The sequence below is a fragment of the Arenibacter nanhaiticus genome, from assembly GCF_900141935.1.
Lineage (GTDB): Bacteria > Bacteroidota > Bacteroidia > Flavobacteriales > Flavobacteriaceae > Arenibacter > Arenibacter nanhaiticus.
In genome coordinates, this window is record NZ_FQYX01000016.1 from 54705 (window position 1) to 71949 (window position 17245).

At 41.0% G+C, this 17245-nt stretch carries 11 protein-coding genes; 6 read left to right on the plus strand and 5 right to left on the minus strand.

The window, feature by feature from the left end:
• The 3 genes from BUA16_RS10860 to BUA16_RS10870 all read left to right on the plus strand — a co-directional run bounded on the left by BUA16_RS10860 (position 1) and on the right by BUA16_RS10870 (position 3243).
• On the plus strand, positions 1–1344 hold the full coding sequence (locus tag BUA16_RS10860; RefSeq protein ID WP_072764776.1) for a vanadium-dependent haloperoxidase: 1344 nt from the start codon (positions 1–3) through the stop codon (positions 1342–1344).
• Positions 1345–1430: 86 nt separating this feature from the next.
• On the plus strand, positions 1431–2327 hold the full coding sequence (locus tag BUA16_RS10865; protein ID WP_143150494.1) for a GyrI-like domain-containing protein: 897 nt from the start codon (positions 1431–1433) through the stop codon (positions 2325–2327).
• A gap of 64 nt (positions 2328–2391) precedes the next feature.
• Positions 2392–3243 carry a hypothetical protein gene (locus BUA16_RS10870; protein ID WP_072764778.1) on the plus strand — a complete coding sequence of 284 codons (852 nt, stop codon included), beginning with the start codon at positions 2392–2394 and terminating at the stop codon, positions 3241–3243.
• A 65-nt stretch (positions 3244–3308) separates the two neighbouring features.
• Here BUA16_RS10870 and BUA16_RS10875 read toward each other — a convergent pair whose 3' ends face one another.
• Positions 3309–7022, minus strand: a complete 3714-nt coding sequence (locus BUA16_RS10875) for a metallophosphoesterase (protein ID WP_084668485.1) — start codon at positions 7020–7022, stop codon at positions 3309–3311.
• Positions 7023–7078: 56 nt separating this feature from the next.
• On the opposite strand from BUA16_RS10875, the gene BUA16_RS10880 reads away from it, so the two are divergent.
• Positions 7079–8266: a Pycsar system effector family protein gene (locus BUA16_RS10880; RefSeq protein ID WP_072764779.1), complete on the plus strand. Its 1188-nt coding sequence runs from the start codon at positions 7079–7081 to the stop codon at positions 8264–8266.
• Positions 8267–8303: 37 nt separating this feature from the next.
• Here BUA16_RS10880 and BUA16_RS10885 read toward each other — a convergent pair whose 3' ends face one another.
• Positions 8304–10655 carry a GAF domain-containing protein gene (locus BUA16_RS10885; RefSeq protein ID WP_072764780.1) on the minus strand — a complete coding sequence of 784 codons (2352 nt, stop codon included), beginning with the start codon at positions 10653–10655 and terminating at the stop codon, positions 8304–8306.
• Between the two features lie 126 nt (positions 10656–10781).
• On the opposite strand from BUA16_RS10885, the gene BUA16_RS10890 reads away from it, so the two are divergent.
• Entirely contained in the window at positions 10782–11690 is a 909-nt protein-coding gene (locus BUA16_RS10890) for a metallophosphoesterase family protein (RefSeq protein ID WP_072764781.1), read from the plus strand.
• Positions 11691–11922: 232 nt separating this feature from the next.
• Here the strand turns inward: BUA16_RS10890 and BUA16_RS10895 are convergent, their stop codons facing one another.
• Both BUA16_RS10895 and BUA16_RS10900 read right to left on the minus strand, forming a co-directional pair.
• On the minus strand, positions 11923–12648 hold the full coding sequence (locus BUA16_RS10895) for an energy transducer TonB (RefSeq protein ID WP_072764782.1): 726 nt from the start codon (positions 12646–12648) through the stop codon (positions 11923–11925).
• A 211-nt stretch (positions 12649–12859) separates the two neighbouring features.
• A complete protein-coding gene (locus BUA16_RS10900; protein WP_072764783.1) occupies positions 12860–13636 on the minus strand; it encodes a slipin family protein in 777 nt (258 codons plus the stop codon).
• 578 nt (positions 13637–14214) lie between these two features.
• Between BUA16_RS10900 and BUA16_RS10905 the strand changes: the two genes are divergently transcribed.
• Positions 14215–14856, plus strand: coding sequence for a hypothetical protein (locus tag BUA16_RS10905; protein WP_072764784.1), 642 nt, complete (start codon positions 14215–14217; stop codon positions 14854–14856).
• Positions 14857–14947: 91 nt separating this feature from the next.
• On the opposite strand, the gene BUA16_RS10910 is transcribed toward BUA16_RS10905, so the two are convergent.
• The gene (locus BUA16_RS10910) at positions 14948–17125 is read right to left on the minus strand and encodes an acylase (protein WP_072764785.1); all 2178 of its coding nucleotides are present in this window, start codon (positions 17123–17125) and stop codon (positions 14948–14950) included.
• Between the last annotated feature and the right edge of the window lie 120 nt (positions 17126–17245).

Consider the following 17245-nt stretch of genomic DNA (forward strand, 5'->3'; position numbering starts at 1 on the left):
ATGAAAACACTTATTCCACTATTTCTACTCGTTGCCCTTATCGTTTCTTGTAATATAAAGGAAGAACCAATTGTTATTTCCGCTGAGGAACTGCACAAGGCTATCGATAAGGTAACCGAGGTTATGATTCACGACATATTTTCGCCCCCTGTGGCCAGTAGAATATATGCTTACCCAAATATTGCGGCTTATGAGATCGTAGCCCTTCACCAATCAGGCTACAATTCCTTAGTGGGACAGGTAACAGATTTAACGCCTATCCCAAAACCGGACAAACCCGTCAACTACCAGATGGCAGCCTTAATTGCCCACCTCGATTTAAGCAAACACTTGATTTTCTCTGAAGACAAAATTGAAGTGTATCGAGACAGTTTATACAGTCATTGGGAGAAAAAAAACAAAGGTGACTTTCTCGATTCTAAAGAATACGGCTTACGAGTTTCCAAACATATTGCAGCATGGTTAGACAAGGACAATTACAAGCAAACCCGAACCATGCCTAAATTTACGATAAACACGGACGATGCTTCCCGTTGGCAACCTACCCCTCCCTCTTATATGGATGGGATAGAACCGCATTGGAGCAAGATTCGTCCCTTCGTGATAGATTCTGCCAATCAATTTGTTCCTGCCCCGCCTCCTGCTTTTTCTATGGAAGAAGGATCCGATTTCTATAATGAAGTTATGGAAGTATATCATATAAACAAGGAAATTACGGCCAAAGGAGATAGCTCTGAAGAAGTTGCCATTGCCCAATTTTGGGACTGTAACCCTTATGTTTCGGTAACCCGTGGACATTTGATGTTTGCTACCAAAAAGATTACCCCTGGCGCCCATTGGTTGGGAATTACAAAAATAGCCTGCCAAAAAACAGCTTCCGATTTTGACAAAACCGTATTGGCATATACCAAAACATCCATGGCAATTGCCGATGGCTTCATCAGTTGTTGGGACGAAAAATATAGAAGCAACCTAATTCGTCCAGAAACGGTGATCAACCAATATATCGATGACAGCTGGCAACCTCTATTACAAACGCCCCCTTTTCCGGAATACACCAGTGGTCATTCCGTTGTTTCGGGTGCCGCTGCAACCGCCTTGACCAGTATTTTTGGAGACGAATTTGATTTTGATGACGACACTGAAGTGCCTTTTGGGCTCCCTATTCGCAGTTTTACCTCCTTTTACCACGCGGCTAATGAGGCAGCCATGAGTAGAATGTACGGGGGTATCCACTATAGAGCTGCCGTAGAAGTCGGGATAAAACAAGGTAAAGATCTTGGTAACTTTATTGTAAACACCTTAGAAATGAAAAAAAACGAATCTTTGGTGTCTACCCAATAAGCCCCCAGACCTTCTAAAAATGTACCTTTGAACGCTTTGATACCTTTTCTTATAATAGGTACGATACCAGCATAAATATTACTCAAGTGAAAAATAAATTAAAATTTTTTATTGTCTTCTCGCTCATTGGTTATTTGATTTGGTACTTATTTCTTAAGCCATACGACTACAAAGTAGTTTTTAAGGCCCAAACCTATCCCGGTACCATCAACCAAAGTATTAAGCTTTGGAGCAGTACCAATAACCATTCTAAGTTCTTAGAACAAGAAAGCTTTTTGGAACTAGATCAACAACTACAATTTAACGATTCCCTTCACGAATATCGATGGAAAATCACTCCTTTAACCGATTCTAGCAGTCGGGTTACTGTATGGGTCAAAGATTTAAACAACAGTCTATCTAATAGATTGAGTATTCCATTTAGCACTACTAATTTTGAAAAAAGAACTAAAAGCACCTTGGTAGACTTTAATAAAAAGCTACACGATCATATTGAAAATTTCAAGGTGAGTATTGTAGGCATCGTAGAAGACACTCCATCGACCTACACGGCTTATGTCCCCTTAGAAGGACCACAGTTTGGGAAGGCCTCGTCCATGATGAAAAACTATCCTTTTTTAAGCTCGATCCTTGTCGATCATCAGGTGAAGTTAAACGGACAGCCGTTTATAGAAATTTCCCATTGGGACAGGACCAATGACAGCATTACATACAATTTTTGTTTTCCCATTATAAAAAATGACAGCCTGCCCCAAAACAAATCCTTACATTACAAACATTTTAAGGGAGGGAAGGCCATAAAGGCTATTTATAACGGCAATTATATCACTTCGGACAGAGCCTGGTATGCCTTATTAGACTATGCTAAAAAAAACAATATTGCGGTTGATGAGAACCCCATTGAGGTTTTTTACAGCAACCCTAATTATGGAGGGAACGAATTGAATTGGAAGGCAGAAATTTATATGCCCGTAAAAAAATAAAATACTCAAGGGTATCGCTAACTTTGCCGCTTCTACCATTAGCGAATCTTAATAGCACAAAGCGATGAAATTTATCAGTTTATTTTCAGTGATTTTTTTAGTGAGCTGCTCCAATTATGGACAACTGAACTATATCGTAAAACTGCCCAAAAGTATCAAAGAAAATTCTGGAATCACCACTATTATCGATTCTACCGTGTGGTTTGTAGAAGATAGCGGCAACGACAATATCCTTTACAAGGTAAATCATAAAGGGCAGTTATTAAGAGCGTTGGTCGTAAAAAATGCAGATAACCACGATTGGGAAGATTTGGCCAAAGACGACAAACAAAATATATACATTGGCGATTTTGGCAATAATGACAATCTCAGAAAAAACTTAAGCATTTATAAAATTCCCAATCCCGAAACGGTATCGGGCAGCGAGATAGCGGCCGAAAAAATAACTTTTTATTATCCTGAGCAGAAAGATTTTCCGCCTAAAAAGGACAAATTATTATTTGATGCCGAGTCGCTTTTTTATTTCAAAGGCCATCTTTATATCATTACCAAGAACCGTTCTCATCCCTTTAACGGAGAGGCTTTCCTATACAGGGTTCCGGCCAAGAAAGGCAACTATGCGGCCGAATATTTAGATGTTTTTACCGCAAAGGTTGGGAAGAAAAAGGCCAATATAACCTCAGCAGATATCTCGCCTGATGGCAAAACATTGGTCTTGCTCAGCAATGGCTTTTTATGGGTCATCACGGACTTTCGGGACGACCAATTTTTTGAGGGTCGGGTCAAAGGCATAGACCTAGGAGTTCGCACTCAGTTAGAATCCGTTACGTTTACCGACAACCACAACTTGTTGTTGTCTGACGAACGGTCTAAAAAAACTGGCGGGAATTTATATTCCTTTTCGCTACAGCAGTAAGGTTTTTAACAAAACCACTCCCCTTAAACGCGAATGCCAGTTTGTAGACTAGTCCTATGCTTTACTTAAAATCCAAATCCGACACCAAAAGAAAACCGTGGTCCTTCTACACTATTAAATAGGGCAACCCTAGCCGTTAGCACATCGGCGCCGTTTAAAAAGAACCCGCCACCGTAGGCCGTATGCCATTGGTCCGAAGTATCATTGGCCAACCACACCCTACCGTAATCGAACCCTCCATAAACCCCTAGGTTCACTGGTAAGAGTCCGGTTTTTATTTTTCTCAGCTGATAGCGGACATCGGTATTTTGATAGTAGCTGGTTTTTCCAGAAAATCGTTGGTTTCTAAACCCTCTTAGGCCATCGGTACCACCAATACTGGCGGCCTGATAAAATTCGTAATCATCGCCAATATTAAAATGAGCCTTCCACTTGGTCGCCAATACCATCCTCCCGTCTGCCGCTAACTTATAATCGAAGGATAGACTTGGTACTATATAGGCAAAACGTCGGGTGTTGTTGTCTATACTGGTCTTATACCCTACCAATAGTTCTGTAGCCATGCCCATGGTTGGGAAAGCAGCATTGTCGTAATTCTGAAAAGAATAGACCGCATCGACTCCCAAAAAGCTATTATTACTTTCTTCGCCGTTTGCTTGGTAAAAAGTATTTACAAACCTATCCTCAGTTTCTTCTACACTTAGTCTTTCCAATGAGATACCGGTACGGAATGTTCCGCCCAATGAGCCTCTCCAAACCAAGGAGGGAGAGAAACTCAGGTTTTGAATTCTGACCCTATTGTAAGCCATTCCCAAGGCATCGTCCAAGTTTTGGGTCTCGTTGCCAATCCCAAAAAAGTTTCTGCTAAAGTTAGGACTGGTAAAACGCGAAGCTACGGCCAAGTTCCAATTCCCAATTACATTGGCAAACTCTCCTAAATAGTCCAATTCAATACCACTGGTTGCAAAATAGAACGATGCATTTACCGTGTGTTGTTGTGTAAAGGGATTTTTTCGAAAACCATTGAAGGTATACGTATTTCCGAATCCTATTTTAACCCCATCATCTGGGTTATACCCTATGGTAGGTATTAACTGGTTAGTGGCATTAAGGAAATTTTTAGGTTGAAAGGTGTTTACATCATAGGTATCGGTAAGTCTTATCGTTGCACCTTTGGTACTTTCAAAGGTGTTCTTTTTTGATTTATAGTCATAGACAAGAACATTCTTATTGCTTTCAATATTGTAGGTATCATTGTTCTGACCACCGATCAACCGAACTTTAATACCACTGGTATTTTTCCCTTCGACCTCAAACACATCATCGTCATCCAAACCGTAGACCCAAATTTCTTTGGTTATCTCGCGATCATAGTTTTTTTGAAAAATAAGATCTGCTTTTTTACCGCCTTTTATCCTGTATGCCTTCACATTTACGGTCTTATTCTCCAAAAAGGCCACTTCAAAAAAATCGTCCTTATCGGTACCGGTTACCACTGCGAATTTATTTAACAAGCGATAATATTCTTCTGCTGTTTCTGGTAATTTCGCCAAACGCGCCTGTAGTATTCTTTTTAATGCTGTTGTGTTCTCATCTCTTATTTCTGTTGGAAACGCTTCAAAGGCCTTGTCTATAACCTCTTCGCTCAGTTCTTTTTGCAGATAAGCCGCTTCATTCTGCCATTGTTCCAGGCTTGTTTCTATAGGCAGCACCATGTCTAACATAAAAGCTTTGGGCGAAGAATTAAAGCCTTTAACACTTCTGATTTCGCTTTTAAAACCCTCCATGAGTCGTAAGCCAGGAATAATGCGCGTAGCCACATTCATAAAGGGTCCATCGCCCATAATGGAAAAGACCTGATCCCTATCTCTTGGAATGGGTTTAAAGGTTACTGTTCCATTTTCTTCATCTTTAATTTCTGCCCATCGCCATTGGTCAGAATGCCTGTCCCAATCTCCCACGGCCATATCGAACAGTCGTGCTCGCACATAGGTAGTAGCATCTACTGTATACTTTTCGTCTTTCCTTAATTTTTCGAACAATTCGTCCGTACTCCTAACCTTATTGGCATATCCAAAACTTTTAAGTTCCCCATGGCCATCCCCCACATGCTCTTCGATCATATAGAGTTCATCGCCAAAATCGTCATTATAGCCTTTAAGGGCCGATTGCTTGGGCACATAGTACAACACGGGGTTGGTATGATACAATCCGACGGCATCGGACAACACATCTACTGTAAAGGGTGCGTAGGGATGCGACCCCGTGTAAAAGTCCAACAGCAGGCCTTCTGTATACGTATTTTCAAACTCGCCTACGATATATTGTTCCTTAAACGCCATGGACTGCAAATACAGTTCGGCGCTTTTCCGCAAGGCCCGCATCACGTATTCCTTTCCATTTTTATCGGCTAAACGCAAGGATTTGGATTGATGCCCGCCTCCCTTTCGCACGGGGACCAGCCCTCCAAAAAGAGTATCTAATCGCACCGTAGGGGCCGAAACCTCGGTCCCGTAATAGGAGCGATAGCGTTCTCCCCAAATGCGCTTGTGGAATTTACTTTTATCTATTTCTGATGCGTTATAAATTGAGGCCTTGACATGTGAAGGAAAAGTGTCGGCATACTGCTGTCCACCCTCACTTTTGTTTGGCAGTAACACCTGGGAGGTATACAAGAATTTCTTTTGGCCATTATCGTCGAGCCCATAATAATTTACCCTAGAAGATCCATCGGTATACACATCCAGAATAGCATAGCCCATTTCTCCGGACGAAAATTTACTTCCGTTAAGCAATCTCGTTGTACCCGACTTTGCTCCGGAGCCACTAACAATTTGTGGGGTATTTTCTTCGACTATATACTGTAGGGAATGTTCATGACCTGAGGCAAATATGACCTTATCAGAATACTGAGCCAAAGTAACTATTCTATTTTTAAGGGAATTGTAGCGTTTATTCTGCAAATCTGTTGTTGATGCCCCCGTTGTTTTTCGCAATAGGTTAACCACGGAGCCTAAAACCGGAAAAGGGAATTTTCGCCCCATTGGATTTAAATTTTCCTTGAACGAGAATTGTCCGCCGTGAGACCCGTAAGTAAACATGGGGTGATGCATGGCCAGGATAGTGGTTTTTCCGCTATTTTTTTTGATCAGACTTTCCAATTCCTCAAAAAATGCTTCCCTATCCCGAATTTCACAATCATCGTTAATGGTCGGGTGCTTATCCCAATTGACCAAATACCATTCTGTATCTATGGCAATGACAACAATCTCCTTGTTGATGTCTATTTTCTTAATAGGACATCCATTTTCGGGAAAGAATACTTCCTCGCTTTGCAGTTTTTCCTGGATATACAATTGTTGCCGTTCCAATCCATCTAATCCATTACTGTACCAATCGTGATTTCCTGGAATAAAGATCGGTTGTCCCTTGTAATTGGCAAGGGCGCCCAATTGGGCATCTAGGTTATTGGCTGCCTCCGAATAGGCTTGGGGAGCCTCTTTTGGATCTGGCATACCGGCCGGATAAATATTGTCTCCCAAGAAAATGGTCGTAGTGTTTTCTGAAGCGGCCCCTAATTCTTCTTTCAACAATTTCAAGACCGCATTTGGTTCCCCCATAGCAGATTTACCGGCATCCCCGATAAGAAAAAAACGATGTACTAATTCCTTGTCATCCTGCTTCTCCGATAGTTGTTCATTAGGCCCATATTTTGATCTATAGGTAGCACAACTGGCTATAAGAAAAAAAAGAATTAGAAGGATGGAATGATTTTTCATACTTACCATTTTAGAAAAAAAAATTTGTACATTGTACGACATATAATTTTTAAAATATGTCGGATATTCTTCATAAAACCGAAAACTTTGTCATCGATTTATTGGCTCAGAATCTGAACCCCAAGTATGTATACCATAATTTATGGCATACAGAACAGGTGGTTAAAAGTACTAAAGAAATATTAAGTTTTTATGATTTAGGTAAAGAAGAAAACGAGCTAATAACATTGGCTGCATGGCTTCACGATACGGGGTATATAGAAGGAAGCGAAAATCACGAAGAGAGAAGTTGTAAAATTGCCCAGGAATTTCTGAAAGAACAAGCCTATCCGACAGCCTCGATCGCTAAAATATGTAATTACATCCTTGCTACAAAAAGATATTACCAACCACAAAGTCTTCCTGAAAAAATTATACGCGATGCCGATTGCGCTCATTTTTCAAAGCCTAATTTCCAAGAAATATCCGAGCTATTGCGCAAAGAACTGATAGCTATTGAGGATAAGGAAATAACCCCTAAAAAATGGCGGGAACAAAACATAAAAATGTTGGCATTGGAACATGAGTACAATACAGACTATGCCATTGAAAACTGGAAAGGCGAAAAGAATAAAAATTTACAAAAATTAAAGAAAGATAAAAAGACCGAAAAAAATATAGCCAAAAAAGAACGGTTAAAGGCAAAATACAAAAGCGATGGTCCGGACCGAGGCATACAAACCTTGTATAGGGTAACCCTAAGAAACCATATCACCTTGAGTAATATCGCCGATACCAAGGCCAACATATTATTATCTGTCAACGCGATTATTATCTCTTTGGTCCTTGCCAATTTAATTCCCAAATTGGATAATCCCCACAATTATTATTTGGTATACCCTACGGCCATATTTGTGACCTTTAGCGTTATTTCTATGGTATTGGCCATTGTTGCCACAAGACCCAACGTTACCCAAGGAAAATTTACCAAAGAAGATGTTGCGCAACGAAAGGTAAATTTATTGTTTTTTGGCAATTTCCATAAAATGAGCCTGCCCGATTTTGAATGGGCCATCAACGAATTGGTCAAAGACAAGGAATATATTTACTCCTCCCTTACAAAAGACCTGTATTTCTTGGGGTTAGTTCTCGACAGGAAATATAAAATTCTACGCCTGACCTATTTGATCTTTATGATAGGCATGATTTTATCTGTGATTGCCTTTGGCATTTCCTTTAAGTATTATGGCTCTTTGCGCGTTTGATAAAAAGGTATCGATAGGGCAAAAAATGGAACGTATTTCAGACCTCCATCAGGTCGGCATAATCATAGGTTTTTGAGGTATTGCCTTTTTTTCCATATAATATTTCTACCCTGATGGCTTTTAATCCAGAAACACCTTGGAGGCCCTCTAGTTCTAGGAGTTCTATTTGATCGCCAAAATACCCCTTAGATTTTAAAAATTTGATATACCGTAGGTATTCTACTTCTTCTTGCTTTTGTGAGTACACAATAGATAGTTTTCCAGGAACCGTCAATCGTTCATTGGTGCCTTTAATAAAAGACTTGTCTATACGTTTTTTTATCACTTCATAACGGGCATTATAGGTACCATCAACATCAAAGCGTTTTTCGTCCATTCTAAACCGTATCGACAAGGAAGTATTATATACCAATAAAAGAGATGCTACATCTAATTGTACGGGAAGTTTTGGTTTTAACTGATAAAAGGTATTTTCCATCTCGCACATCACCTGTAATTGCCATAACCTTAAGTTATTTAAATGCATGGTATGGTACTCCCTATCGGTAACCATAGAATCTCCTATAAACAAGTTATGTTCTATACCATCGGTCTTGTATCTTTCAAAATAATGCGGAAACATATTCTGTGCCTGGTCCTGGTGTTTGTCGAGGACATGAGCCAACTTTTTATTGATCTGTGAGACACTTTCGTCATAGTTTCGCCTATGGTCATAATAGGTAGCAGTATTTGGATCTATATTGGCCCTATACTGCACTATCAACTGTTCTAGAGCGGGGGATGCATCCTCCAAATGCTCTAAAACCGGGTGTATTTCGGTATTGATAAAATCATAAATTGTTTGTTCGCTACTGGTGTATAGGGACTCCTTTATTTCTTCTAAATAATTGTTTACCTGAAATATCAGTTCTTCATAAACGGGCAGTTTATTTAAGACCCAAGCGGCGGTCAAAACCTTATGTATTTCTGATAACTGAATCGTCAAATCGCGTTGGATGGCAAGATTCCGAGATTCGGAAGAGTCCTTAATATCTATTTGTCCGTACAGGGGGTGCACCTCTTTAAAGACTATTTCCTTAAAGGATGGATTATTCCCCAAGGCTTCTTCTTTTATAAATCGTTTTGCCTCGTCGTGAAACTTCCATCGAACCGCGGGATGCACCGATGTACATTCGTTCTGTATCACGGCATCAATAAGATTTTCTTCCTCCTCCACATCTCGTAAGACTGCCGAAACAATATATTGCATTACGTCTTGCAATTTCTCTGCATTCACGCTGTTAAGGGCATTTTTTTGTCCAGAAACAAGCTCTAAAACCCCTAGGAGTGCGCCATCTTTTGTAATGGGTGCAAAGATGGCCGACTTAATGTTTTGTTCGTACAGACTTTTATAAGGCGTTTGGCCCCCACTAATATCATTGTACTTGTCTACATCTGAAATTATAAAATTGGCGTTTTTATAGAGCAGTTTCTTATAAGAAGACATACAGAGTGCCTCATTGCAGGTCTCTATATCTTTTCCGTTCAACAGAAAACTCTTCACACCCTTGATATAGCTTTTTTCAAATTGATTTTCTGATGGATTGTACACCACAAAACCAATCTGAATATCTGGCAGACCGAAAAGAGATTTAAAGGTTCCCTCTATTTCTTCTATAAAATTAGCTTCCCCTGTTTTAGTATTGACAATTAGTTTGGATTTAATTTCGGATATGGAATGTTCCGCAGTAACGTCGAACATATTAGAGATTATAAATCCCTTACATTTAAAACTATTAGGTGGTATCTTTTTTTTCCAGAGCGATACATCGTCTATGTTCTCCAAGAGCTCATCCACATCCTCTTCGGATATTTTCAAGGGGTCCCCGTTGGGGGTGATTTCTATAAAATCGGCATTGTACAAAATACGGTAATGCCTCATGATGCCATTTGCATCGGGAATGTCATAAAAAAATGGCCTTCTAAAATCTAACTTAAACCCGTAATAAACATTAAGGATGACCACACAAGACATGATATAGCTCACCTCTTCCCCTTGGTTTCTAATAACGGGAACAAAGTTAGGCCCTGCATTCTCGAGTATTTTTTTAAAACGGTGACTGCGATTAAAGATTATATTGCTATACGGTAGGGAGGCGGTTTTTATTTCGTTCTCCCCCAATAGATCACTAAAGATATCTTGTAGTATAAGGCTTATGAGATCCTTGTGCTTTTCTAGCAAGGATACATCGGAAAACCCCTCCCGAAGTTCCGGGAACGGTTCTTGGGCCTTCAGAATGTGCTTGGCCTTGGCGGCTATAAATTCTACGTCACTTTTGGCCATTTCATCATAGCGCTCTAACAATTTATTAAAGCTTATATGATACTCTAGTGGTAAAATTTTATCCATATTTATATCCTTGGGAGCATTAGTCCCATATTCGGTTGTAAAATTACAAAAAGAAACCTAAAACTTAAATATAGGAAGCTTGCTACAATCAATTGATTTTTAGGATATTTATACCAAACAATTACAATGACATCGTACACCCGACTCACAAGAGCTTACAAAAACGCCAAGGTTGTGGCCTTTGATGATACCTCTAAGATCATTCTTTTCAGTGATTGTCATAGAGGAGACAACAGTTTTTCGGATGAGTTTGCCAACAATAGGAATATATATTTCCATGCCTTAAAGCATTATTTTAATGAAGGCTTTACCTATTGTGAATTGGGGGATGGGGATGAGCTTTGGGAAAATATCAATTTCGAGACCATTTTTAAGGCTCATAAAAATGTGTACATGCTTTTAAGGAAATATTACATTCAACAACGGCTTCAGCTTATTTGGGGCAACCACGATATGGTTTACAAAGATCCTTCCTATGTTAAAGACCATCTTTCTTCATATTTTGAGCCGATTGAAAATTGCAACAAGGACCTTTTTCCAGGCATACAGTACCAGGAGGCCATTGTTTTAAAACATCGCACCACCGAGCAAGAATTGTTTTTAACCCATGGCCACCAAGCAGATTGGTGGAATTATACCCTTTGGCGCTGGGGCCGTTTTTTGGTTCGGGTACTTTGGAAGCCCTTACAACTTTGGGGTATTGCCGACCCAACGAGTCCGGCCAAAAACTATAAGGAACTCATAAAGATTGAAAGGCGCATAAAAGAGTGGATCGTAGCCAAAAATGACCGCATCACCATTGCAGGGCATACCCATAGGCCCCGTTTTCCAGAACCTGGGGCCATCCCTTTTTTTAATGCCGGGAGTTGCGTACATCCTCGCAGCATAACAGGTCTAGAAATAAAAGAGGGCACCATTTCCCTTATAAAATGGGAAATAGCCACCAAGGATGATGGCACCCTACAAATTGTAAGAGTGCTGTTAGAGGGCCCAAAAAGTTTGAGCGATTACGCTAAAAGTAAATTTAAATCCTAGCGAACCGCTACTAAGCCACCATTTCAGGCCGAGGAACAATTAGTATGTTCTGGTTTTTTTTGCGTTAGGGACCGCGGCGGCATCCCCGCAGCAGGGCAAGGGATATAGCCAAGGGCCCGCCCGACGAAGGAGGGAACGCCCATAGCACACCCCAATTCATGGTTTGTGGTACTTAGAAGACCATTGGATTGCAATGCTACAACCTATATATTTTTGTCCAAACCTCATTGTCTTATTGCAGCCTAAAGGTAATGGGAATGGTATACGGCACCTTTACCGGCCTTCCCCTTTGCCGTCCCGGACTCATCTGCGGCAAGAGCGAAATGATCCTATCGGCCTCTTTCTCCAGCAATTTATTAGGGCCTCTGGTTCTTACGTTTCCAATATTTCCCTTATCATCTATGATAAATTGCACGTACACCTTTCCCTGAATCCCCATTTCTACGGCCACTTCGGGATAGGAGAAATTCTTTTGAACGTGTTCCTGGATTTTTTTCTGAAAACATTCTTTTTGTTCCTCATTGCTTTTGCCCTTACAGCCCGGAAAAACGGGTACATCTTCAATAACGGCAAAGGGTACTTCTGGCACTTCCTCCTCCTCTTCCACCAAGATAATTTCTTCTGCTTTCAAGGGGGGCTTTTCCACTACGGTTTCCTGACTGACTTCGGTACTTTTGATAATGGTTTCTTCAATTTCGGCAATATCCTCTACAACTTCAATAATGGCCGGAGCAGCAGGAGGTGGTGGTGGAGGCGGCGTATTTAGGGCCTCGGTCACAGGAGCTTCTTCCTCCAGGTAATCTGCAACCGCTATGGTTTGTATATAGGTCTTTTCTTTGGGATAACTTTTATATTCCAAGGCTCTCCAGACCAAAAGCAATACAACAGCAAGTCCGATCACAAAAAAAAGACCACTTTTTTTGTTTAAATCTGCTTTTGGATTTTTTTTAATTTCCATGACAGTGCATTTTACCCATGAATTTATTAGGTATCTACATCATTTCATATGATTTAAATCAGTACAAAAAGCCGTTTTCTTTAACAAACAAGACAGCCACCGAGCCAATTCGAATCGGCACCGAACAAGGGCCCGCTCTAAAATTAGCTCGTAGCCTTTTGCTGTGATATAGGTTGCTCATGACACTCGTATCACTTCTTTTCTAGGACTCTTATTTTTTCTTTTTAGTATTTTTTCTGGGCTCCGTTGCTTTCTCTTTTTGGTCTCTTGGCACCATTTCTTCGGGAAAGGGAAAAAGGATGGTAGAATTCTTTTCTGCCGCAATATTGGATAGGGTTTGATACAATCTTAATTTAATGGCAGAGGGCGATTGGTCTATCAGTTTCCCCGCCTCCAGCAATTTTTGGGCTGCCTGCTCCTCGGCCAGTGCCAAGATAACCCTAGCCCTTCTAGAACGTTCCGCTTCGGCCTGGTTGGCCATCATACGCCTCATGTTTTCGGGCAATTGGATATCTTTAATCTTAACGTCTATGATTTCTATCCCCCAGACCTCGGTTTCTTGCTCTACAATAGACTTGATGTTTTTGCCCATCTCTTCTCGTTTAGACAAAATAGTATCGAGTTCTACCTTCCCACAAACATCCCTCAGGGCCGCTTGTGACAATTGAGTTATGGCAAACCTATATTCTTCTACCTCCAAAACTGCCTTTTCTGGATCGTTGATTTTAAAAAAGACCACCCCGTCAATACTACAGGGCACATTGTCTTCGGTCATCACTTCCTGAGAGACAATATTAATAGTGATCACACGAATATCGACCACCTGTATGGTCTCTACAATGGGAATAATCCATTTGAACCCTGGCCCTAGGGTGCTTACATATTTCCCGAACCTGAATTTCAAAGCCCTTTTGTATTCAAAAATAATACGTATTCCGGCCAATAAAAACAAAAAGATAATGATGCCAAATAACATTGGAGGTGCCATAAATGTGGTTTTAAAGTATGGGAGCCATCGAGCTCCAAAAATCAAATGATAAAGCCTTCTAAGATCGACTTTTGGTTACTTCCCAATAAAAGTGAACTGGGACTTTGACAACAAAAAAGGAAGGAAATATATCTTTCTTTTTTCGGTATACGGCGCTATTAAAGTTACGAAAATTATGGCATGCATAAAAACATCTTTTGCCATAAATCATGGATACCCCCCTCCCTTATACCTACGGTCGGTCATTCCGGTACAATGATTATAAAATCTCCGCAGATTTCATCAACTTTTATCGCCTAAACTACAGACGATGAAAAGGTGGCTTCTTTTCTTTATGGTTACATGACTGCTTTTTAATGCGAAGGGCACATGACAAGATCTAGGGGACGGCCATGCACAGTGAGCGTATATTTTAGGAGATTCCGGCGATGTGTTACAGTTTGCCGTTCCTATTTAATCATTCCGCTATTTTTATTATTATTTACCGTTCTGTATAATTTGTTTTTAACAACAATTTAGTTTACCTATGGCAGGGTATTTGATATTTTTGTTATTCCTAGCTATATTTAACAGGTTATATGAGAGTTGTCTATTTGTTTGTTCTACTATGTTTGGTATCCTACTCGGGATTGGCCCAAACCGACTTGCCCACTACCCAACCCCTGAAAATTGAAGGAGACCGCGGTGTCAAGGAAAACCCTAAGCAAGGTACGGCCTTAAAATTGCCGGCCATCATAGATTTAAAACCTACTACCAACCTCAGGGATTCGTTAACAGCGCGCCAAATTAATATGCTTCCGACCCGGAATTTGGTTCAGGCGGGACACGATTTAAAGCTAGATCCCAAAATACGTGAAAAGGAAAAAGAAGGCTCTAAAACCTTTTTTGGCGATATGTATTTGGGCGACATCAAGAGCAACGGAAAATTTGTGGGGATTCTTTGTCGTGACCATGAATACGTAGACGGAGACCGCGTAAGGATATTGCTAAACGATGTGGTCGTAGAACCTAATATATTTCTGACAGCTGCTTTTAAAGGCCTAAACCTAGATCTAAAAAAGGGATTTAACCGCATCGATTTTGAGGCTTTAAACCAAGGAACTTCCGGCCCCAATACGGCCCAGGTAGATGTGTATGACGACCAGGGAAAATTAATCCATTCCAATATGTGGAATTTATCCACGGGCTCTAAGGCGACCATTATTGTCATAAAAGAATAATTCCAAAAAACGCTTTAAAAGTCTCCTACTAAAAGGACAGCATCCCTGTGCACTTTTTATATAAAATCCATCCCAGGATCTTCTAGCTTTTTTATAGCTTTTCGCCGGGGTGATAGATTTTTTCGGCCCTTTTTAAGACATCCTTTTTGTAAAAAGCAACTTCTTTAAATTCCATATCGGCATAGGCCTGTGCCTGATCATCAAAATGTTTCGAGCTCGGATGACCGCTTTGCCCCCCTGCCAAAATACTTTTGGCCCTTACCTTTTTCCCAAATTCTACCACGGCCACAAAACTATTGCCGCGGGTACCATATAATTTTTTGGTGTTGTTGTGGTATCTGGCCCCGTAGGCGGCCAAGGCGCCCCAGCGCCCCGAAGCAAACCCAATGGCTATACTGGGCTTGTCATCGTCAAAAGCCTGCCTTATAGCCCCATCTAGCCGTTGGTATCGATTTACATCGCCCCATGGAATGCGCCAAGTCCCAAAATCCTCCTCTAATTGAGATATCACTTCTGAAAATAATTGCAAACGCTCGTCGTATGGTGAAGAGGTGCCAAAATAGCTCATGCCCTCCATATCGCTCATAGTGTCTTGGATGACTCCCTTTTTTCCCACAAGGGTACCATAATAATGTGCCAAGGTCATGCCCACAGATGTTTTGGAGGTCCTTAAATTCCAATTTCTTAACATCCTTATAGGTTCTCTTAGCTGGGCAGTGTTTTTATCCGAAGCATCAAAAGCTTGGACCAGGCCCGAAATTAATTTTTCGAATGCCGGTAAATACGGATCGTGGGCCAAGGTAATGAGCCTATCTATGGTAAACCCTTTTTTATCGGTCAATAGGCTTATGGCGTGTATCCCTCTAAAATTCTCCTGGTCCTTGGACATATAATAGGGATAATCTTCCTTCTTGGGACTGAATTCCAGGGCCGCCGTAAAGGGCGTAGAATTACAATTCTGTATCCATCCGTTTTTCGGATTCAACAACCCTATATTCTCTGCCACTGTATGAAGGCCCTGCCAATCTGTTTTGGGATTGCTGCCATCTACCGGCAAGGCATAATTAAACTGCACATCGCGTTTAGGAATAAAGTTCCCATGAAAATAGGCTATATTCCCTTCCGCATCGGCATAAACGGTGTTATTGGAAGAATTGGTGCGCATATCCATCATTTCTCGAAACCCCTTATATCCAGTTTGCTTGGTCCGTATATAAGATTGCTCCAAGGCTTTAACCGGGTCCCACATCATGGCCGTGGCCACCCATTTATTATTGGCCATATGGGTAATGGGGCCATGATGGGTATGGTAGGCCGGAAATACACGTGTTTTTAATTGGTCTCCTTCCTTATAATTTACACGTATTTCGGAAGTCTTTACCGCACGCAATTCTTCCCCATAAACATACATAGGCCTACCTTCTTTTTTTATCACCGTTTCCATAAACTCGTCCATCACATCGGTATAGGTAGAGGTGTGCATCCAGCCTGTTTTTTCATTAAACCCTTGATATATAAAAAACTGTCCCCAAGTTACCGCTCCATAGGCGTTTAAGCCTTCTTCACTAACGGCGTGCACCTCTCCCCTAAAAAAGAAGGAGGTGTGGGGATTGATTAATAGTAGTGGGTTCCCGGATTTTGTCAAATGGCCTGCAATGGCAATTCCGTTAGATCCTTGTGGCTCCTCTTGTGCTTTTTCCTTCTTTAGCTCATAGGCCTCAGCCGCAGGGATCGCTTGGTTGCTTTCGTAAAAAGCACGGATCTTTTTGGTAGAAACCCGTTCAATATCCCCACCTATAGAGCCCTCACTGAAATACATCGGCATCCAAGGTTCAAAACGGGTCAACAGTTTTGGTTTTACTTCCGGGTGGGTATATAGGTAATAATTAATTCCATCGGCAAAGGCATCGCAAAGGGATTTTAACCAAGCCGGACTGTTTTCATAATTTTCCATAGCCTGCTCTTGGGTCATGAACAACTTAGCCCTTAAGTCGCTATATATCGCCGCTTCCCCTTCTATCTCCGCCAAACGCCCTATAGCCCATATATAGTTCTGTTCTACCCTATTAAAATCGTCCTCGCATTGGGCATATAGCAGTCCAAAAACGGTATCGGCATCGGTCTTCCCATAAATATGAGGCACCCCGTAATCGTCCCGAATGATGGTAACGTCCTTCGCTTGGGCCTTCCAGCCTTCAATTTCCGTAAGTTGGTCCTCGGTTGTAAAAGAACACAGTCCGATTAAAAGGAATAGCCATAAAAATCTCATAGTAGGAAGGGTTTAAGGGTTTGCGCTAAAATAAGTGAAAAAACTAGGTGTGGCACAGGAAACCCAAGGATTTCCTTTTTTTTAAGGTACCTTGCAGCCTATTGATAACAAGTCTTTTCC

Coding starts and splice junctions, on each gene's coding strand:
- BUA16_RS10880 (WP_072764779.1), top strand. CDS start 7,079: ATGTCGGATATTCTTCATAAAACCGAAAACTTTGTCATCGATTTATTG.
- BUA16_RS10905 (WP_072764784.1), top strand. CDS start 14,215: ATGAGAGTTGTCTATTTGTTTGTTCTACTATGTTTGGTATCCTACTCG.
- BUA16_RS10890 (WP_072764781.1), top strand. CDS start 10,782: ATGACATCGTACACCCGACTCACAAGAGCTTACAAAAACGCCAAGGTT.
- BUA16_RS10875 (WP_084668485.1), bottom strand. CDS start 7,022: ATGAAAAATCATTCCATCCTTCTAATTCTTTTTTTTCTTATAGCCAGT.
- BUA16_RS10910 (WP_072764785.1), bottom strand. CDS start 17,125: ATGAGATTTTTATGGCTATTCCTTTTAATCGGACTGTGTTCTTTTACA.
- BUA16_RS10860 (WP_072764776.1), top strand. CDS start 1: ATGAAAACACTTATTCCACTATTTCTACTCGTTGCCCTTATCGTTTCT.
- BUA16_RS10870 (WP_072764778.1), top strand. CDS start 2,392: ATGAAATTTATCAGTTTATTTTCAGTGATTTTTTTAGTGAGCTGCTCC.
- BUA16_RS10900 (WP_072764783.1), bottom strand. CDS start 13,636: ATGGCACCTCCAATGTTATTTGGCATCATTATCTTTTTGTTTTTATTG.
- BUA16_RS10885 (WP_072764780.1), bottom strand. CDS start 10,655: ATGGATAAAATTTTACCACTAGAGTATCATATAAGCTTTAATAAATTG.
- BUA16_RS10895 (WP_072764782.1), bottom strand. CDS start 12,648: ATGGAAATTAAAAAAAATCCAAAAGCAGATTTAAACAAAAAAAGTGGT.